General features: G+C 62.0%; 16 protein-coding genes. 10 read left to right on the forward strand and 6 right to left on the reverse strand.

The genetic code is table 11. The features are described 5' to 3' along the window. Positions 1–380 precede the first annotated feature (380 nt). The 7 genes from KJQ96_RS22815 (at position 381) to KJQ96_RS22845 (ending at position 7,307) form a co-directional block, all read left to right on the forward strand. Positions 381–3,716 carry a CHAT domain-containing protein gene (locus tag KJQ96_RS22815; protein ID WP_249734394.1) on the forward strand — a complete coding sequence of 1,112 codons (3,336 nt, stop codon included), beginning with the start codon at positions 381–383 and terminating at the stop codon, positions 3,714–3,716. Positions 3,717–3,742: 26 nt separating this feature from the next. Continuing rightward, positions 3,743–4,195 carry a hypothetical protein gene (locus tag KJQ96_RS22820; RefSeq protein WP_309142453.1) on the forward strand — a complete coding sequence of 151 codons (453 nt, stop codon included), beginning with the start codon at positions 3,743–3,745 and terminating at the stop codon, positions 4,193–4,195. Positions 4,196–4,272: 77 nt separating this feature from the next. Next, positions 4,273–4,401: a hypothetical protein gene (locus KJQ96_RS41405; protein WP_256441645.1), complete on the forward strand. Its 129-nt coding sequence runs from the start codon at positions 4,273–4,275 to the stop codon at positions 4,399–4,401. Then, complete coding sequence (locus KJQ96_RS22830; protein ID WP_213288767.1) at positions 4,401–5,174, forward strand: hypothetical protein; 774 nt, start codon at positions 4,401–4,403, stop codon at positions 5,172–5,174. The genes KJQ96_RS41405 and KJQ96_RS22830 overlap by 1 nt, the downstream gene beginning before the upstream one ends. Before the next feature lie 84 nt (positions 5,175–5,258). Beyond that, positions 5,259–5,996, forward strand: coding sequence for a CoA transferase subunit A (locus KJQ96_RS22835; RefSeq protein ID WP_213288768.1), 738 nt, complete (start codon positions 5,259–5,261; stop codon positions 5,994–5,996). Then, positions 5,996–6,646 (forward strand): CoA transferase subunit B, encoded by a 651-nt coding sequence (locus KJQ96_RS22840; RefSeq protein WP_213288769.1) that lies wholly within the window; start codon positions 5,996–5,998, stop codon positions 6,644–6,646. Before KJQ96_RS22835 ends, KJQ96_RS22840 begins: the two co-directional genes overlap by 1 nt. Before the next feature lie 4 nt (positions 6,647–6,650). Next, a complete protein-coding gene (locus KJQ96_RS22845) occupies positions 6,651–7,307 on the forward strand; it encodes a GNAT family N-acetyltransferase (protein ID WP_213288857.1) in 657 nt (218 codons plus the stop codon). 92 nt (positions 7,308–7,399) lie between these two features. Here the strand turns inward: KJQ96_RS22845 and KJQ96_RS22850 are convergent, their stop codons facing one another. The 3 genes from KJQ96_RS22850 to KJQ96_RS22860 all read right to left on the reverse strand — a co-directional run bounded on the left by KJQ96_RS22850 (position 7,400) and on the right by KJQ96_RS22860 (position 11,510). Further along, complete coding sequence (locus KJQ96_RS22850) at positions 7,400–9,046, reverse strand: iron ABC transporter permease (protein ID WP_309142454.1); 1,647 nt, start codon at positions 9,044–9,046, stop codon at positions 7,400–7,402. 276 nt (positions 9,047–9,322) lie between these two features. After that, positions 9,323–10,348 carry a Fe(3+) ABC transporter substrate-binding protein gene (locus KJQ96_RS22855; RefSeq protein ID WP_213288770.1) on the reverse strand — a complete coding sequence of 342 codons (1,026 nt, stop codon included), beginning with the start codon at positions 10,346–10,348 and terminating at the stop codon, positions 9,323–9,325. A 196-nt stretch (positions 10,349–10,544) separates the two neighbouring features. Next, positions 10,545–11,510 carry a threonine/serine dehydratase gene (locus KJQ96_RS22860; protein ID WP_213288771.1) on the reverse strand — a complete coding sequence of 322 codons (966 nt, stop codon included), beginning with the start codon at positions 11,508–11,510 and terminating at the stop codon, positions 10,545–10,547. A 51-nt stretch (positions 11,511–11,561) separates the two neighbouring features. Between KJQ96_RS22860 and KJQ96_RS22865 the strand changes: the two genes are divergently transcribed. Together KJQ96_RS22865 and KJQ96_RS22870 are read left to right on the forward strand one after the other, a co-directional pair. Beyond that, positions 11,562–11,879: a helix-turn-helix transcriptional regulator gene (locus KJQ96_RS22865; protein WP_065726852.1), complete on the forward strand. Its 318-nt coding sequence runs from the start codon at positions 11,562–11,564 to the stop codon at positions 11,877–11,879. A gap of 135 nt (positions 11,880–12,014) precedes the next feature. Then, entirely contained in the window at positions 12,015–12,500 is a 486-nt protein-coding gene (locus KJQ96_RS22870; RefSeq protein WP_213288772.1) for a Crp/Fnr family transcriptional regulator, read from the forward strand. A gap of 21 nt (positions 12,501–12,521) precedes the next feature. Here KJQ96_RS22870 and KJQ96_RS22875 read toward each other — a convergent pair whose 3' ends face one another. The 3 genes from KJQ96_RS22875 to KJQ96_RS22885 form a co-directional block, all read right to left on the reverse strand. After that, on the reverse strand, positions 12,522–15,851 hold the full coding sequence (locus KJQ96_RS22875; protein ID WP_213288773.1) for an adenylate/guanylate cyclase domain-containing protein: 3,330 nt from the start codon (positions 15,849–15,851) through the stop codon (positions 12,522–12,524). Between the two features lie 243 nt (positions 15,852–16,094). Continuing rightward, positions 16,095–17,405, reverse strand: coding sequence for an adenylate/guanylate cyclase domain-containing protein (locus KJQ96_RS22880; RefSeq protein WP_213288774.1), 1,311 nt, complete (start codon positions 17,403–17,405; stop codon positions 16,095–16,097). Positions 17,406–17,688: 283 nt separating this feature from the next. Further along, positions 17,689–18,534: a metallophosphoesterase gene (locus KJQ96_RS22885; RefSeq protein ID WP_213288775.1), complete on the reverse strand. Its 846-nt coding sequence runs from the start codon at positions 18,532–18,534 to the stop codon at positions 17,689–17,691. Between the two features lie 182 nt (positions 18,535–18,716). Between KJQ96_RS22885 and KJQ96_RS22890 the strand changes: the two genes are divergently transcribed. Next, positions 18,717–19,139 (forward strand): hypothetical protein, encoded by a 423-nt coding sequence (locus tag KJQ96_RS22890; RefSeq protein WP_213288776.1) that lies wholly within the window; start codon positions 18,717–18,719, stop codon positions 19,137–19,139. Positions 19,140–19,834 lie beyond the last annotated feature (695 nt).

Here is a 19,834-nt window from a genome sequence, read left to right on the forward strand (position 1 = left end):
GTTGCTGCTGCCTACAGGGTCTTATGTTGATTAGAGCAGGTGGCTCGCTGGTAAGCTTGTGCCAACCCACGCAACTTGAAGGGTTTTCTTGACGCTTTCAAGGCCGACAACGCCGGTTCCTGGTGAGAAAGCAGGCCTTTACAGCCCCGCTCCGCCCAAAGCCCGTACGATTTCGGATGTGACCAGAAATCCCTGGATCCCGGGCTTTAGAATTCCATGACAGCCTTGGGCCGGCTTGCTAGTATTTCCTTATTGCACATTGTGAATGTTTATTGGGGATCATTATAATGTCCTCGCATACTAATTCTCGCCTGCGTTTTAGGCCTGCCAACTTCCTTGCAATCCAAGCCGCTACCTCAAGATGGTCCGTCGCGACGGCGATGCTTGCGGCAACCGCGCCGGCGGCGCACGCGCTGAGCGTCGAGGCGGCGCTGGAAAACTGCCGGATGACGGTCGGCCGGCCGATCGTTCAGGCCTGCATGCGCGTCTCCGGCGGAGCGGGAAACTTCGAAGCCTGTCGCGAGAAGGCGAGGCCGCAGGTCCGCGCCTGCGTGAAGACCGCCCTCGATAAGGCTAATGGTCGCGCCAATGTCGCCGTCGCCATTCCAACCGAAGCCGCACCGAAAGTTGCGCCCGGTAGCGCGCTGCCCGCTGGATTCGTCGCGCCACCGCGAACGATCACTGATATCACCGCGATCCTGGACAGCGAGAAGGCCGATCCCAAGACCATCGAGGAACTGAAGGCCAAGGCAGACGCAAAGCCGACCGGCAAGGAATCGCGCGAAGATCTCGCGCAATTCTATTTCGATCGCGGCAATGCAAGGGCGCAGCTCGGCCGGCTCGCCGATACCATCGCCGACGCCAACAAGGCCATCGAAGTCGGCCGCGGCGCGACCTCGGCCAACATGATGGGAAGGTTGATCGCATTTGCAGCCCAGCAGTACTCCGCCGCCGGCGATCCCAAGAAGGCTTTTGAACTGTTTCAGCGGCTGCTTCGCGAGACATCCAACCAGAAGGGGGCCAGGGGGTACCTGGTCGGTGCGAACCGCGCGATCGCCGGCATCCTGATTCAGATGGGCGATATCGCGCAGGCGGAGGCCTATCTGCGCCGCAGTCAGCCGCTGCTCCAGGAAGCGCGCACCAGCGGCCATCCGATCATGCGGTCGACCTACAATACCTACGGTCAGAACTGGGAAGCCGAAGTCGAAATCGGCCGCGCCATGCTGTTCGAAGCGCGGGGGCAATTCCGCGATGCCGAGGCCTCGTACAAGCTCGCCGAGCTGCGCAAGCGCGCTGCGATCAAGCCAATATTGTCGGGTGCGGAGAATCCGCCTTCCGAGTCCAGCATGGTGCTCGCCGTCGATCTCAACATCCTGAACCAGGCCCGAATGAAAGCGCGGCAGGGACGCTTTGCGGAAGCCGAAGTCGATGCTCGCCGGGCGCTGCTGTCGCAGTTGAAAAACCAAGGCAAATACAATCCCATCACGCCGCGCTTTGTCGCGGGATTGGGCGGCATTCTCGTCGAGCAGGGCCGTTACTCCGAAGCGGAGCAACTGGCCAGGGTAAGCCTGGACATTACCCGGACGGTTGGCGTCGCTGAAGATTCTCTTTCGACTGTGCAGTTGTTGTCGCAGCTCGGCAACATCTTGAATCTGCAGCGCAAGGGAGGGGATGCGATCGCGGTCTTTGCGCAGATCGACAAGGCGATCGCGAAATGGGAACCGGCGCGGCGAGAGGCTTTCGAACTCAACGGCGGGCGCATTTACTCGCTCTATGCCTCCGGCCAAATGGAAGCCGGCATTGCCGCGGCTGAACAGCTCCTGAAGAAGCAAATTTCTCGGGTCGGCGAAGGTCATCTCGATACCGCCGCGGCGCGCGGCACGCTGGCGATCGGCTTGATGCGGGCCGGACGCCACCAGGATGCGAGCCGCGAGTTCAGGACGGCGATCCCGATCCTGATGGCGTCATCACGCGAGCACGCCGATGACGACGACACCACGGCGGTGGCGGCGCGCAATCAGCGCCTGCAGGGCATCGTCGAAGCCTATCTCAACATGCTGGCGCAGGAGAAGAACCCGTCCGGCGATGTCGGCGCCGAAACCTTCAGTCTCGCCGACGCCATTCGCGGCCGTTCGGTGCAGCAGGCGTTGGCGGCGTCAAGTGCGCGCGCGGCCGCCAAGGATCCGGCGCTGGCCGAACTGGTCCGCAAAGAGCAGGACCTCGGCAAGCAGGTGAACGCGCAGCTCGGGACGCTGAACAACGTGCTGTCGCTGCCGTCGCACGAGCGCGACAACAAGGGCGTTCACGCGATCAACGCCTCGATCAATGCACTGCGCGCCGAACGGTTGAAAGCGCGCCAGGAGATCAGCCGGCGATTCCCGGCCTACGCCGATCTGGTCGCGCCGAAGTCGCCATCGGTGGAGCAGATCAGGACGACGTTGGCCGACGGCGAAGCGATGCTGTCGTTCTACTTCGGACAGAACAGCAGTTTCGTCTGGGCGGTTCCGAAGAACGGCCCGGTCGCGTTCGCCGCGATCAAGGCAACAAGCGGCGACATCGAGAGCAAGGTTCGCAAGCTGCGCGAGGCGCTGGAGCCGCAGGCGGCGATGATCTCGGACATTCCGCCGTTCCATCTCAACGTCGCGCATGAGCTCTATTCGCTGCTGCTGCAGCCGGTCGAGAGTGGATGGAAACCAGCCAAGAATCTGATCCTGGTGACCAATGGCGCGCTCGGCCTGCTGCCATTGTCGCTGTTGCCAACGGCGCCGACCGATATCCGCAGCGACGACGATCCGCTGTTTGCAAGCTACAAGGATGTGCCGTGGCTGGCGCGGACGCACGCGGTCACGACCGTCCCTTCGGCCGCGGCGCTGCGCACCTTGCGTCAACTGCCGCCAGCCAAGCCCAACCGCGGCGAACTGATCGCGTTCGGTGATCCTTACTTCAGCAAGGAACAGGAAGCCGAGGCTGACAACGCCGACAAGGTCAGGGTCGCCGATGCCTCCGGCAACACGACGCGAGGCGGTCCATTGAAGCGGCGCAACAGCCCGAAACTCGATGGCGTCGACAGCGCCGAGCTCGCGATGCTGCCGCGCCTTCCGGATACGTCGGAGGAATTGAAGTCGATCGCGCTGGCATTGCAGGCCGATCCGTCGAAAGTCCTCAACCTCGGCAAGCAGGCCAGCGAGCAGGCGGTCAAGACCATGGATCTTTCGGGTTTCAAGGTGCTGGCGTTCGCTACCCACGGTCTGGTACCCGGCGAGCTGAACGGCTTGTCGCAGCCGGCGCTGGCGCTGTCGTCGCCCACTGTTACCGGCGGCGAAGGCGACGGCCTGCTGACCATGGAGGAAATCCTCGGCCTGAAGCTCGACGCCGACTGGGTCGTGCTGTCGGCGTGCAACACCGGGACCGGAGCAGGCGCCGGCGCCGAGGCCGCATCGGGCCTCGGCCGCGCGTTTTTCTACGCCGGCACCCGTGCCCTTCTGGTGACCAACTGGTCGGTTCACTCGCAGTCCGCGCGTGAACTGGTGACCGATCTGTTCAGGCGCCAAGCGCAGGATCCCAAATTGACGCGTGGTGAAGCGCTGCGGCTGGCGATGATGGCTCTGGTGGACGGCCCCGGCTACACTGGTGCCGACGGCAAGACCGAATTCGCTTATGCACATCCGCTGTTTTGGGCGCCGTACACCATCATCGGCGATGGCGGTGTGAGATAATGTTGAAGGGCAGGGGGAGAACGATCGTGCGTATCTGCGGCTTGCGGCTTCTGCTGGGAAGTATTGCGATTATCGCCGCCGGAGCGATGCCGGCGAAAGCGGCGCAGGTTTTGATCACAGCCGAGGAAGCCGCGCTGCCGCCGCCGAAAGGCGCGGTCGCGGCCGAGCGGCGCGGAATCACGCGGGGACCCAGGGTCGATCTCCTGACCGACGGTGGGCAGCTCCGGTCTCCGATGCGGCTTCAGCTCAAATTCGAACCCTATGGCGGGGCCAAGATCGATCCGGATTCGGTCAAGATGACCTATCTCCGGACCCCGAACGTCGATCTCACGTCGCGGGTCAGATCCTTCGTTGGGCCACGCGGGATTGATATGCCGGAGGTCGAACTGCCGGCTGGCGAGCACATGGTGCGGGTCGACATCAAGGACACCGACGGGCGTGTCGGGACTACGAGCTTCATCCTGAAGGTCGTCCCCTGAGCGTCGCTTGTCCATACTGCGCGAGGGAAAATCCACCCGAGGCGCTGGTGTGCGGCTCCTGCTCGCGGGAGATCGCGGTGCCGCAATCGCTGATGGTGGAGCGTGACGAACTGGCGCGCAAGCGTGACACGTTGCGGCTCGAACTGGAGCGCGCGAAGAGCGAACTCGAGGCGCTCAGGCGCCGCAGAAAAAATCGGTCAGCCTGATGGAATGTCCGTTCTGCGCCGAAACGATCAAGGATGAGGCGGTCGTCTGCAAACATTGCTCACGGGATCTGCGGATCGTACGCCCTGTCATCATCGAGATCGAGAAAATCGTCGTCGAACTCGACGCCCTGCAGCGTGAACTCGATCAGACCAATGCGCGCATCGAGCGGATGCGTTCCCCCTTGCGATACTACGGCGTTCATTCGCTCGCCTATGTCCTGATCCCGGTCATCCTGCTGGTGGCCGCTCACATCCTCATCACCATCATCTTGGATATTACCCCGCTCTATCTCCGACTTGCTTCGGTGGTCATTCCGCTGCCGTTCGGCTTCCTGATCCATTCGCATCTGAAAATCGGGTGGCGCGGCGCCATTGCGGTCGGGCTTTTGACGGCGGTGATTGCCGTGACATGCATGCTCACCGTGACCGGCATCAACGACAATGTTCCGATCGTGCCCGGGCCCTGGGTCGAATGGCGAGAGGTGATCGAATATACCGCCAGCATCGCGCTCGCTTTCGTGACCGGCAACATTCTCGGCTTCCTGATTGTCGATGTGCTGCCGAAAACGGTGACGCAGGGCGGCGGCAAGCCCAACCCGCTCGCCTACAAGGCTGCAGGCCTGCTCGTCGGTCGGCATGTCGGCGCGGAACACCTGCGCCGCCGCGCTCGCATCATTCAGGACCTGATGACGGCGGCCGGGCCCATGGTGGGTATCATGGGGACCGCGGCCGGGTCCCTGTATGCCGGTCTGAAGGGCGTTATTGGCGGCTGAGCGCATTGACGCACCGCGAAAAATTCGCCTAATAATCCCGACAATGCCGGCATTCGGCCGTTCCCTCCATCAGGTCAAACATCCATGAACAAGGTTTACCCCGACGCCAAATCGGCACTCGACGGCGTTCTCAAGGACGGCATGATGATCATGTCCGGCGGTTTCGGTCTGTGTGGTATTGCCGAGACCCTGTCGGACGCGATCCGCGATTCCGGCGTCAAGAATCTGACGGTGGTTTCCAACAATGCCGGCGTCGACGGCATCGGGCTGAGCCGGCTCCTGGAGACGCGCCAGATCAAAAAGATGATCTCGTCCTATGTCGGCGAGAACAAGCTGTTCGCGCAGCAATACCTCGCCGGTGAACTGGAACTCGAGTTCAACCCGCAGGGCACGCTGGCCGAGCGCATCCGCGCCGGCGGCGCCGGCATCCCGGCGTTCTACACCAAGACCGGCGTCGGCACGTTGATCGCCGAGGGCAAGGAAGTGAAGGAGTTCGACGGCGAGAAATACATCATGGAGCGCGGCCTGTTCGCCGATCTCGCCATCGTTCACGCCTGGAAGGGCGACACCGCCGGCAACCTGATCTACCGCAAGACCGCGCGCAATTTTAACCCGATGATGGCGACCGCCGCGAAGATCACGGTGGCGGAGGTCGAGCACCTGGTTCCGGCCGGCGAACTCGACCCGGACTGCATCCACACGCCCGGCATTTTCGTCAAACGCATCATCGAGGTCGGCACGGCCAAGAAGCGCATTGAATTCCGCAACACCCGCCCGCGCCCATCGAGCGCGTCCGCGGCGGCAACGGGAGTAGAAATCTGATGGCCTGGACCCGCGAACAGATGGCGGCGCGCGCCGCGAAGGAACTGCGCGACGGCTATTACGTCAATCTCGGCATCGGCATTCCGACGCTGGTTTCAAACTACATCCCTGAAGGGATCGACGTCAGCCTGCAGAGTGAGAACGGCATGCTCGGCATGGGCCCGTTCCCCTATGAGGACGAGGTGGACGCCGATCTGATCAACGCCGGCAAGCAGACGGTCAGCGAATTGCCGTCGACCAGCTATTTCTCGTCGGCCGATTCGTTCGGCATGGTGCGCGGCGGCCATATCGATCTCTCGATCCTCGGTGCGATGCAGGTGGCGCAGAACGGCGACCTCGCCAACTGGATGATCCCCGGCAAGATGGTGAAGGGCATGGGCGGCGCGATGGACCTCGTCGCCGGCGTCAAGCGCGTCGTCGTGGTGATGGAGCATTCCGCCAAGGACGGCCCGAAGCTCTTGAAGAAATGCACCCTGCCGCTGACCGGCGAGCGCGTGGTCGACATGGTGGTGACCGATCTTGCGGTCTTCACGATCGACAAGCACGGCAAGGACGGCATGGCGCTGATCGAGCTCGCCGACGGCGTCACGCTGGACGAGGTGAAGGCCAAGACCGAAGCCGAGTTCCGCGTCGCGCTGAAGAACGTCTGACGTGATGGCGGGGCGGTCGCAACCTGCGATCCGTCCCGCGCGTCCCGAAGACGCAAGCTTCATTGCCCGCAATATCCTGGCGTCGCAGCGCGGCCCGTTCCCGCGCGGCTGGTTCGACATCGCGCTTGGCTGGGACGAGCCGCAATGCCTTGCGTTCGTCGAATGCATCGCGATCGCGCCAACGCAATCGTGGTGGCACATCACCCAGTTCATCGTCGCTGAAGTCGAGGGTGAGCCGGCGGCATCGCTCTGCGCGCTGCCCGCTGAAGGCACCGAGACTGCCGCGCGGGCGGCGATCCAGGAGGTGGCGACCGCGATAGGGCTGAGCGCCGCCGATCTGAAGGCAATCTTCCGGCGCGGCGCCTATGGAGCGAATTGCTGGGTTCAGGGCGGCGAGGGCGACTGGCTGATCGAGCATGTCGCCACGCTGCCGGAGTATCGCGGTCGCGGGCTGGTGCAGGCGCTGATCGGGCATGCTTTGGCTACCGGAAAGACCGCGGACTTCAATCGCGCATCGATCTCGTTCCTGATCGGCAACGAGGCGGCAGAACGATGCTATACGAAAGCGGGTTTTTCCTTTGCCGAAGAGAAGCGCGATCCAGCGTTCGAGGCGATTACGGGGTCACTAGGCTTTCGCCGCCTCACTCGGGCGATCGCGTAGGGTGGGCAAAGGAAAGCGTGCCCACGATCGTTCTTCAATCTCGGATGCAAATGGTGGGCACGCTGCGCTTTGCCCACCCTACGGCATCAGCGTCACGCCGGGCCGGCCGGGACGTCCGAAAACCGCGTCAGCCACGCCACCGGGCCGATACTGGCGGCAACGATCAGGAGCGCGGCAAGCGCGCCTTCCTCGAAGCTGCCGCGGCTGGCGTACTGGTAGATCGAGGTCGCCAGCGTTTCGACATTGAGCGGCCGCAACAGCAGCGTTGCCGGCAACTCCTTCAGGCAATCCACGAACACGACGATGACCGCGCCGAGCATGGCGGGGCGCAAGAGCGGCAGATGGATCAGCCGCATCGTCGTGGTCTGGCCGGCGCCGGCGGCGCGTGCGCTGTCGTCGTAGTCGTGCGGAATCCGCTCGAACCCTGCCTTGATGAATCCGGTCGGCACCGCCAGAAACCGGATCACATAGGCGATCACCACGGCAGCACCTGAGCCGACCACGATCAATCCCGGCAGGGATTGTCCAAGCCATCCGGCGAGCGCGTTCAGTGCGTTGTCGATGGCGAGCACCGGCGCGAGCAGGCCGAGCGCCAGCACCAGCCCGGGCAGCGTGTAGCCGGTCTGCGCGATGTTCATTGCGACGAAGCGCAACCCATTCGGCCGCCAGCGCCACGCGAGAATGGTCGCAAAGCCGAGCGGCAGCGCGGTCAACGTGGCAATGCTTGCGAAGGCTATCGAGTTGAATGCATCGCGCCACAGCGCTACGTCGAAATTGGCAAAAAGCCCGCGCTTGAAACTCTGCTGCGCGAGATACAATAGCGGCACGAGGAATCCCAGCACCACCGGCACCAGGCAGGCCGCGAATGCACATCCGCCCTTGATGCCGGTGAGTGGGGTCCGCGGCGTGAGCCGCGGGCTTTCGGCGGAAAACTCCGTCGTGACATTGCGGCGTCCGTAACGTTCGATCGCGATCAGGCCGGCCACGATCGCCAGCATGAAGCAGGACAATTGCGCGGCGCCGGCGAGGCTGCCGCGGTTGAGCCAGGTCGTGAACACCGACACCGTGAGGGTACGGACACCCAGATATTCGCTGGCGCCGATGTCGTTCAGCGTCTCCAGCGATACCAGCGCGACGCCGACCGCCAGCGCGGGACGTGCCATCGGCAGCGAGACACGCCAGAAGGTGGTCCAGCGGCTGGCGCCGAGCGTCTTCGCGGCCTCGGCGAATTCCGCGCTCTGGTACTGGAACATCGTGCGCGCCGAAAGATAGACGTAGGGGTAAAGCACCAGCGCAATCACAACGACTGCGCCCGGCAGCGAGCGCAAATTTGGAAGCATGCGCACTGCGTCCTGCAGCGGAAGCCAGTGCGCGAGTGTCTTGTGGACCAGGCCCAGCGGCTCGAACAGGTCGACATAGACGTAAGCCGCGAGGTAGGTCGGGATAGCAAGCGGCAGCGGCAGCAGCCATAGCAGCATTTTCCGGCCGCGGAATTCATGCAGCGAAACCGTCCACGCCGTGCCGGTGCCGAGCGCAAGCGACAGGGCGGCGACGCCGCCGAGCAGGAGCGCGGTGTCGAAGATGGTAGCCGGCAGCACGTAGTCGATCAGGTGCTGCCAGACGTCAGGCGCCGGCTGCAGCGCGAGCGCAATGATCGAGATGACGGGGGCTGCGACAAGGATGGCGGTCGCAACCGCAATCGCTGCCGCGATGCGGCCCGAGCGCGTGACGGGACTCACGTCCGCACACGTCGGCAAGATGAGCCGAGGTTTATCCGCTGGCGCAGGTGGGCTCCCTCTCCCCCGCAACCGGGGTTTACCCCGGCTGCGCATATTGATTTTGCGCAAGTCGGGCAGGCCCGACGTGCGCCGGGGGAGGGCGGGGAAGAGGGGTGGCCACGGGCGATACTGCCAGTGTGGCTTACCCCTCTCCCAAACCCTCCCCCGAAAAGGGGGAGGGGACGCAGTCGTGCCAGGCGAGAGATCACAATTCTAATCCTTCGCCCACCCAGCCGTTCAATTATCGAATCCGACCTTATCTACCAGTGTCGAGGCCGCCTTGCGGTTGGCGGCGATCTTGGCGATCGGCAGCGGGTCGGCTGTGAGCTTGCCGTAGCCCGCAATTGTCGGGTTGACGGCAACGCCGGCGCGAACCGGATATTCATAATTGGCATCGGCGTAGATCTGCTGCGCCTTGTCGCCGGCAAGCCATTCGATCAGTTTGACGCCATTGGCCTTGTTGGGCGCATGCTTCGCCAACAGAACGCCGGAGAGATTGACGTGGGTGCCGCCGCCTTCGAACGTCGGCAGGATTACCTTGGTGGCTTCCGCCCACGGCTTCTTCTCGGGATCGTTGTTCATCATCAGCGCCCAGTAATAGGTATTGCCGATGCCGATGTCGCACTTGCCGGCCGCGACGTCGCGTGCGGCTTCACGGTCGCCGCCCGAGGGCTTTTGCGCCAGATTGGCCTTCAGGCCCTTGAGCCACTCCTCGGCCTTGGCTTCGCCGTACTTGGCCACATAGGCCGCGAACAGGCCGTTGTTGTAGATGTGCTGGCCGGAGCGGATGCAGATCTTGCCCTTCCACTTGGGATCGGCAAGTTCTTCATAGGTGATCTTGTCCTGCTTGACGCGGTCCTTCGAGGCGTAGATCACGCGCGCGCGCATGGAGATGCCGGCCCAGTGGCCATCGGGGTCGCGATATTGCGCCGGCACGATCTCGTCAATCACCACCGACTTGATCGGCTGGGTGACGCCGGCCTGCACGGCGTCGTCGAGGCGGCCGATGTCGACCGTGAGCAGCACGTCGGCGGGGCTGCTGGCGCCTTCCGCCTTCATGCGCTGCTCGAGCCCCGAACTCGCCGAGACAACGTTGACCTTGATGCCGGTGTCCTTGGTGAAGGCATCGAACAGCGGCTGGATCAGCTTGGTTTCGCGATAGGTGTAGACGTTGACCTCGCCGTCGGCGAACGCCGGCGAGGCTCCAAACGAGGTAAAACAAAGCAACGCTGCGGTTGCGGCGGTAGCGCGAATATTCATCATGAGAGCTGCCCGACAAAGCTGGTGAAGATGCCAGTCTCAGTAGCGCAGCGACTGCGATGTCGTCAGCGACTGGATGTCGCGAATGGCTCGATTTAGAAGGATTCCATGCTGTAATTTAGAGCGATTCCAAATGTGGCGAGCCATTGCACCTCGCGGCCCGCGAAGCAGGTGGGGACGCAGATGGCTGGGGCACGACCTATCGGCTGCCATTAGCGAGGTCGAAATTCACTGCCGCCGTGTTGCCACCGCTGATGACGACAGCAACCCGTTCGCCCGCGGCGGGCCTGTAGGCGCCCGACAGGATCGCGGAAAATGCTGCTGCGCCGCCCGGCTCTGCAACGATGCGCAAGGCGCGCCAAAGCGTCGCCTGTGCATCGGCGATCGCAGCGTCGGAAACCAGTACGGTTTGTCGCGCGTATTTCTGGGCGATCGGGAAGACCTGTTCGCCGACACGCCGCGGCGCAAGCGAATCCGCAGCCAACCCACCGGCCTCGGCATCGATTGGATAGCCGGCTTCAAGGGCCCTGGTCAACGTGGGCGATGCATGCGGCTCGACGCCGACCACCTTGATGCGGCCGGCATACCAGGCCGCGATTCCGGCGATCAGCCCGCCGCCGCCCACCGATACGAGCAGGGTATCGATGTCAGGTGCCTGCTCCGAGAGCTCAAGGCCGATCGTTCCCTGTCCCGTGATGGTTTCCTTCTGGTCGAAGGCCGGCACCGGCAGTGCGCCGGTTTGCTGCGCCCATATCTCGCTTGCCGCGAGCGCATCGGCATAGCGGTCGCCCTCGATCGCGAGGTCGGCGCCATAGTCGCGGATGCGTTGCACCTTCGCAGCCGAAGAGACGCTCGGAACGAAAATCTTGGCCGGCTTGCCAAGCTTCATCGCGGCATAGGCGACTGCCGCGCCATGGTTGCCGCCCGACGCCGCGACGACGCCGGCCTGCGGCACATCGCGGGTCAACAGATTGGCAAAAGCGCCGCGCGCCTTGAACGAGCCGGAGTGCTGCAGAAGCTCGAGCTTGAGCGTCAGCGGACGGCCGGGAAGCCCAAACTCGGCGCCATCGAGCTGGACCACTGGCGTCCGCCGGATAAAGGGCCGAATCAGCCGCTCGCATTGGGCGATCGTTTCAGAGGTTACGGCATCTACCGGCGCGTCCATAAGGCACTCCCCGCTCATTGACAGGAATTAGTCATTTAGCTAATTAGCAATATGCCTTCTCTGCAAGACGACGTCGAGTCTGCTTTTCGCGCGCTCGCCAACGATCGGCGGCTGTTGATCCTGGAGTGGCTGAAACGCCCCCGGGCGCATTTTCGCGAGCAGGTCGACGGCGACCTCGTCAAGGACGGCGTGTGCGGGGTGTTGATTGCCGAAAAGCTCGGCGTCAGCCAACCCACCGTGAGCGAGCACCTGAAAATCCTGTCGCAAGCAGGACTGGTGAGCGCCAAACGCGTCAAGCAGTGGACGTTCTACAAGCGCGATGAAGCACGCATCGCAAAGCTGAAAGCCGCCATGCTCGAAAAGATCTGATGTTCGGTCGTGGGCCGCGTCCAGGCGTGCCGCCGCCGACTTTCCGTGCCAACGTTTTGAGCAGCGAAGCGCACGTTATCCGTTCGACCTTGGCATCATCAGTGCCTAGTCTTTGCTGACGGGGAGATGAAGCTGATGCGCGCGGTACTGGACTATTGCACCGGAGGAGCGAAGCGAGAGGTATCGGCAGGCACGCTCGTCCTTCATGAAGGCAGCAAGACCGGACATCTGTTCGTGCTGCTGGAAGGACGGCTGGAGGTCATCAAGGGCGACAGCGTCGTCGCCGTTCTGACCGAGCCGGGGGCGATGCTGGGCGAAATGTCGGTGCTGCTCGAGCGGCCGCATACTGCGACCGTGCGCGCCGCCGCCGATTCCGTCGTCTACGAGTTCGATGACGCAGCCGCGTTTCTGCGCGACCAGCCGGCGATGGCGCTCTTGATCGCGCGCCTGCTGGCGCAACGCCTCAACGTCGCCAATACCTATCTGGCCGACCTGATGCATCAATATGCCGGTCAGGGTAACCATCTCTCGATGGTCGGCGAACTCCTGCAGAGCATGATCAACCTGCCGCCGACAGAGGTTTCGCCAGGCTCGGATCGGCAATCCGACTCCAGACTCTAGCTGCATTGGTAGAAGCATCGGCTAGCGGCTTTTCCTGAGCAGTTTCTTCGCTTGTTCGATTTCGGGGAGGTCTTGCCCCGTTTCAAAATCGACGAGCGCTCGCGCGACCACCTCGGATCCGGCCGTTTCCCGGCCGTTGCTGATGCAAAGACGCGCAAGTCCAATTGCGCCGCGCAATTCGAAAGCTTTCGTCTGCTGGCTTCGGGCTATCTCAAGCGCTCTGTTAAAGGCGCCTTCGGCCCCGCTGACGTTGGTCGGATTATGGCGCAACAGAAGCTCACCCCGAACACGATGCAGTTCGGCATCGAGCCAATGCTGACCAGACTGTTCCGTCACGTCGATCAACTCGCGCAGTATCTCCAACCCAGTGTCCGTTTGTCCTGCCGCTGCATGCGCCATGGCAACCTGCATTCCCCAAAACGGTTCGCAAAGGTAACAGTCATTCTCATGCAGCAAGGTCCAACCTCGACGCATTTCCGCAAGCCCGGTCTCTCGGTCGCCGGCGCGCCACTTTGCAAGGCCAGTGAGGTACGTGCCTGCGGCGACATACAATGGCATCGTATGGTCGCGGGCGAGAGCGAGCGCAAGGATTGTCTCTGTTTGCTGTAACGGCCCGCCGCATAGTCCATCGAAAACCGCCTTATGGACGAGCGCGTTGGCTTGGGAGAGCGCTCGCTTTTCTCCCGAGGAACGCACCGCTTCCGCGGCGAGCCGGCGGGCGCGATCAATCTGTCCGATCGGCCAAAGCACCAGAGCAAGAAATCTCATGATGACGAACGGCAGGTCCAGCGTTGAAGCCCTGAAGGTCTCCAGATTCGGTTCAGCACCATAGGCCGCAAGCGCCTGCTCAAGATGCGTTCTCGCGTTCATATAGTCGCCGCCGAACCAGCAGGTCGTCCCGTTTGTCCAATGTGCGACAACTGCGGCCACTGGCGAGTCCGGTCGCCTGTTGGCGGCGTTCATGGTTGCATCCGCCAACTCCCACATCGGCGCGATCTCGCCATGCGTCAGGCAGGCATTGAACAATCCCGAATAGATCGGCGCCAGTTCAACCGGATCATTGATATCAGCCGCGAATTGCCGGGCGCGCGTCCACGCGGCGACGGTTTGGGGGGCGCTGTGCCCAAGGTTGCCCCGGAGCGCGCGGCTGTAGGTGATTTGAAGATGAAGCCGGTTCATGGTTCGGCCCGGGTCAGCCGGCAGCCCGTCGGCAATTGCAACCGCCTTGCCAAGATGCGCGCTTGCCTCGGTATAGGCGGAGCGCTTGAGCGCCTGCTGGCCTGCCTTGAGCCACCAATCGAGAGCAACCCCGTCGAGCCCCGCTTCGGTGAAGTGATAGGCCACGACTTCGGGCTCAGCCTCGGCGATGGCCGGAAACTGATCACGCAGCACACCGCCAATATGTTTGTGCAGCAGTTGCCGGCGGCTCTTGAGCAGACTCTCATAAGCCGCTTCCTGGACCAGCGCGTGCTTGAAGCTGTAGCTCGCTTCCGGCGGCGTCCCGCGGCGCAATAGCAGTTCGGCCTCTTCCAGTTGCCTCAGTGCGGCGTTCAGCGTCAAATCATCGCGCCCCGCCACACATCGCAGCAATGTGTATGAGAAGTCGCGGCCAATGGCAGCGCCTATTTGTGCCACTTCCTTGACCGGCGCCAGTCGGTCAAGGCGTGCCATCAGCGAGTCTTGCAGCGTCGCAGGAATGGCGAGTGGCGGTAGCGGACGATCGAGGCGATAGCGCCCGGCATCTTCCACCAGCAGTCCGGATTCCAGTATTGTCTTGGTCAGTTCCTCGATAAACAGCGGGATGCCATCCGTCCTGTCGATGATCCGCGTCATCATTTCGTCTGGCATCTGTCGACCGATGGTCACCTGCTCGATCAGAGTGCGCGCGTCCTGCCGGTCAAGTCGGTCGAGCCGCAGCAGGCTGACATTGGCGAGACCCGCCCAAGGCGGCTCGAACTCGGGCCGGAAAGTCATGAGCGCGAGGATCGGCAAGCCCCTGATCCGGTCGACCGCGAGATCGAACAGCTCAAGTGTCGTGGCGTCGGCCCAATGCATATCCTCGCAGACGATCAGCACAGGTTGCTGCCGGGCCAAACCCTCGAGCTGATCGAGCAGGGCGGCGAACGTCTGTCGCCGCTGCTGCACCGGATTCAAGCCGAGCGGCGGATAGCGCTCGCCCGTTGCGATCGAAAGAAGCGTTGCGATCAGCGGCGCCGCTTTGGCCACTTGCTGCGTTCCGAGTGCAAGCATTGCCTCAAGCTTGTCGAGCTTTTGCTCGGTCGTGTCCTGTGACCTGATACCGGCGCCGCGCTCGAGTTGAGCGACAAAGGGATGAAGCGCACTATTAATGTGGTAAGGCGAGCACTGATACCGGACCCGGCAGTGTGCCCCCAACACAGGGTTCTCGCAGAACATTGCGACCAGGCGCGATTTGCCGATCCCGGCCTCGCCGGAAATCAACACCACCTGACCCTGACCCTGCCACGCCAGCTGCTGGCGCGAGAGCGCGAATTCGATTTCTGCCTTACGGCCGACAAAGCCCAGCGAGCGCGCCGTGCGCACCGCCTCGAAACGGCTCTCCGACGCCGCCGCACCTTCGACCGCCCAGACCGCGATGGGTTCGGAGATGCCCTTGACCTGGCGCAGGCCGAGGCTACGGAAAGTGAACAAATCTCCAAGCAGCTCGCGCGTCGAAGCAGCAACGATAACCGCCCCCGGCTCAGCCAGGCCCTGGAGCCGGGCGGCGATGTTCGGCGTATCGCCGACCATCGCCTGCTGCTCCGACGCGCCCCCGCTGATGAGGTCGCCAACCACGACAAGTCCGGTCGCAATCGCGATCCGCACCTCAACCTGTTCCGCGCGCGTTTCGAGCGGCCTTATTGCGTCGATCATGTCGAGCCCGGCTCGCACGGCGCGCTCGGCGTCATCCTCGTGCGCGCGGGGGTAACCAAAATAGGCGAGCACTCCGTCGCCGACAAACCTGGCGATGCTGCCGTCGTAGGTGGCAATAACTCTGGCGCAGGCCGTCCGATAGGCGCGGATCACCTCCCACATGTCCTCTGGATCAAGGCGAGCAGACAGCTCAGTCGAGCCGACCAGATCGCAGAACATCACGGTGAGGTGGCGTCGCTCGGCATCATGCTGACGAGCCGGCTCGTCGACTAATTCGACTTGCTTGAGTTCGGCGATCGCGCGCAGCATCTTGCGGCGATGGCCGAGCAGGACTCCGAGTCTATCGAAGTCCTGATCCGTTAGCTCGGGAAGGATACCGATATCGATTCCATTCTCGGCAAAACGCAACGCGTATTGTCCAAGCCCAAGCTTCTCGAGCCAGTCTGCAATCTGCTGCATTGGCTCCACCGAACTGTTCTGGCTGGCGGCTGGCCGGATTTTGGACTACTGCTAAAAAAATGCCATTCAATATTTGCGGGATGCGGTATTGGGCTGCGGGCTCATCGAAAAATCACGCGCAACAACCAGGCTGATATGATCGACGACGCCGGCAAATTGAACGGGAGCCGGCGACAGAAATTCGCGCAGCATCTATTTTCAAAGCGAGACGACAACTCGTTGCGCAACACGCGCTTTGCGCCATTAACGTTCGGCCGCGAACAATCTAACGCTTTCTGTGATGCCCTTGAGGGAATGACACCCTTCGTCATGAAATCTGATGTTCGATCCTGCGACAAGATCACGGACTGTATTCGACACCAGAACCTGCCCGGGCTTTGCCATCGTCGCGACACGCGATGCAATGTGGACCGCGATGCCGCTCAGGTCATTATCGGCTATTTCGATCTCGCCGGTGTGAAGGCCGGCTCTCACCTGCAGTCCAAGAGCTTCAACGCCCTCATTGATCGCCAGAGCGCACCGGATTGATCTGGCCGGCCCGTCGAAGGTTGCCAGGAAGCCGTCTCCCATTGTCCTTACTTCATGTCCTCTATGTCGCGAGATCTCCCGCCGCACTAGCGCGTTGTGCCGATCGAGCACATCGTGCCACGCGCGATCTCCGATCGTCTCGGCTCGCATCGTTGAATTCACAATGTCAGTGAACAGAACGGTGGCAAGCACGCGATCAGATTCGATTGCGGACCGCGATCCTGTCAGAAACTCCTCAATCTCATCCAATACCCGTTCCGTTTCGCCAGTCCACAGCAGGTGGTCGCAGCCGGGCAGTTCGAGATATTTCGGGTTTGGGATTTGCCGGGCCATGAACCGCCCGGCTTCAACGTTGACGCGAACATCCCCTTGTCGATGAATGATTAACGTTGGCACCTGGATCGACGGAAGGATTGGACGAACATCGATTTCGCTGTTCATTCGCATAAGCGCGACAACCGCAGAGGGACTTGCACCGAGACGTTCGAAACGGGCCCATGCTAGCTTGAACGTCTCATCTGATGCCACGCTGGGCGCGAACAAGCGGAGGCTGTCGCCGGTCCCCCAATTCTTTTCCATGCGATCCAGCGCGGCTTCGATCCTGTCCGGGGGCAAAACCCACGAGCGGAAGTGGCCATAGGCGCCGTACAGGACCAACGCTCGGGTCCGTTCCGGGTAGGTGGCCGCGAACAAGACTGACATCGCGCCGCCCTCGGAGATGCCGAACAGGGCAGCCTGTTGCGAGCCCACAGCATCCATGACCGCGCGAACATCGTCCATGCGCTCTTCCAGGGTTGGCACGCCGACCGTTCTGTCAGAAAGCCCGGTACCGCGCTTGTCGAACATGATCAGGCGAGCAAAGGCCGCCAAGCGGGTCCAGACTCGGGCACGATAGGGTTCTTCCCAAGCGACATCGAGGTTCGAAATGAAACCCGGAACGAACACGAGGTCAAACGGCCCTTCGCCGACGACCTGATAGGCGATGCGAACATCACCGCTCTTTGCGTACTGCGTTTTCGGAACCATTGCACATCACTTCACGTAACGTGGCGTGATCGGCTTCGTCGGCTTCCGGCGAGCAGGTTCATCTGAATCTTATCAGTTTGCCGCGGTGCGCGGAAGCCAGAACGGCGTAGCTCAGCCTCGGCATGCGGTATTCGGCTGCCTACCAGACAGCCATCACACAGGTTAGCTTCGCTGTGCCGCTCCGTGCGAGGTCGCGCGGCGATCCGAAGCTTCAGCCTTCCATTTCGTAGCGCAAGATCCACGAGCGCCCAATGAGGCGATAGGCGCGTACAATCCTGCGCGGTCACACGTGCTTTCTGCGAACTTCTCCGGCGCTTGTCGATGAAGAGAAAAGCGGATCGGCAATCCGACCCATGGATGTAAGCCAGGCCGGCGGATTCTCGATCGGCGCTGCGGGCCGCCGCAAGGGCGCGCGCAAATCGATGCGCTGCGCTTCACCGGCCGCGATCCAGAACGCTGCGCCCTCATCGAAGTCGAGCACGATGCAGACCGGCGGACGGCCGTGCTGCAGGCCGGCATTGAATACCCAGGTCGTGCCGATGCGGTCGAACCACGAGCCGTCGGCGATGAACGGCGATTGATGGACGTGGCCCGAGATCACCATGAACGGCTGGTACTGCGCGATCCATCGCACCAGTTCGACGTCGCCGAAGAACCGCTTGCCGCCCCAGCTCGTCGGCGAATTCGCAGGCGGCGCGTGATGCACCCAGATCCAGCGTTCCGCCCGCTCGAGCGCGGCGTCGCGAAGCTGGGCTTCGATGCGGCCCTTGACCAGCGGCCCGTCCCACCACGGACACACCGTGAAGCGCGTATCGCCGATAGTGAGGCTGTCGCCGTCGCAGGCGACGCCGAGTTCGCTGATATCGCCGACCCAGCGCGCGATCTTCTCACCCTCCGCGCTACGCTCGTCGAGGTCGTGATTGCCCGAGCAGAGAATGACCCGCGTGATCGCTGATAGCAGCGACAGGTATTTTTTCACCACCAGAATCTGCCCGCGGAAATCGACGAACGATCCGATGTCGAGCGCGTCGCCGGCAAAGATGACGACGTCGAATTCAGGAGCTGCCGCGAGCAGCCAGTCGAACTGCGGCAATGAATAATGCAAATCGGCAACGACAAGGCAGCGCATAATAATCAAATCCAAAAATGCCCGTGAAACAGGCGATCCGCAGTCGGATGCGTTCAGGCAGGCTGGATTCGAGCAAGAATTGTGCCGGTCGAGCACCTAGGCATTGAACAGGACGTTGAAGATACTAGGATGGAACCTCCGAATATCCCCGGAGGAGGCTCGCTGTGTTCAAGAGTGCATCTATGCTGGGCGTTTTGCTAACGGCTTTGATCATGGCCGTTTCCATCTCAGAGTCCTTAGCCCAGGGAAGTTCGTTGCCTTACGGTGGCGGCGGTCCGATTAATGCTCCGGCAATTATCAGAGAATACAACGCATCTGGAAAGCAGATGCGGATCGAGGGCTCATGCCAATCATCCTGCACGACGCTTCTTGCAATAAAGAACGTCTGCGTTGAGCCCTCGGCGCAGCTGAAATTTCACGCGGCGTTGTTTCCGCATGAGCGGAACCAGAAGCCGCCCCCTGCAAGGCAAGCTCGGATGCTGGCGGCATACAACGCTAAGCTCCGCAATTATCTCGTTTCCGGCGGATACGTAGACGGGTTCGAGTTTCACACTATCTCAGGGCAGGACATCATTACGAAGTTTGGATATCGAGCCTGCAGATAGCCGTCGTTCAGACATAGGCCGATTGTCGGCGAGGGCGCCCTCCTACTCCGGCAGAGCTGGTTCAAAGGTATGAGCGAGCAGGTAGGGACATCTCAATTTGACGTAGACCAGTTGAGGCGGCTTGGGTCAAAATGCAAAATACTCTGTGCAAGCAGATGTTCTCCGCTTCGCCTCCAAACTCGGACATTGCTCGATGCGATCGGCACTTCGCATTTGTGCCAATAGGCGACATGACCCTACTCTCTCGGGTGTAAGACGATTTTGCAACGTCCGAGATCAGGCCTTCGGGACAGCGCGAATATCATACGCCCATGGCATTGCGGAGGCGCAAAATCCCTGCCGTTTAGGCGGAAGCTGCGCGCGCTGGGTTATTCCACCGATCCCAACCATAGTACACGGACGTGGCCATGCATGTCTTCGAAGGTTCGCCTTGGTCATTCGCGTCGGTTGGACCGGACCACGGCGACTTCCGGTCTACGCCGGATTGTGTTGCAAAAGTCGTTTTGCAGGAGATGTTAAAAATTCTGAGGGCCGCTGGCGCGTTCTTCGTGTAATGATCTGAGGGACCTCATCGCCTTGCGCCAAATTCATGGGCGACTTCGGTAGCGCGACTCAGGCTATGCGAATCATCGATCTCTTTGCGTCTCAGGTTTTCGCCAAAAATTTGGACCGCTGCAACTTTCGACTTTTGCAAC

The sequence above is a fragment of the Bradyrhizobium sp. sGM-13 genome, from assembly GCF_018398875.1.
In the GTDB taxonomy this organism is placed as follows: Bacteria; Pseudomonadota; Alphaproteobacteria; order Rhizobiales; family Xanthobacteraceae; genus Bradyrhizobium.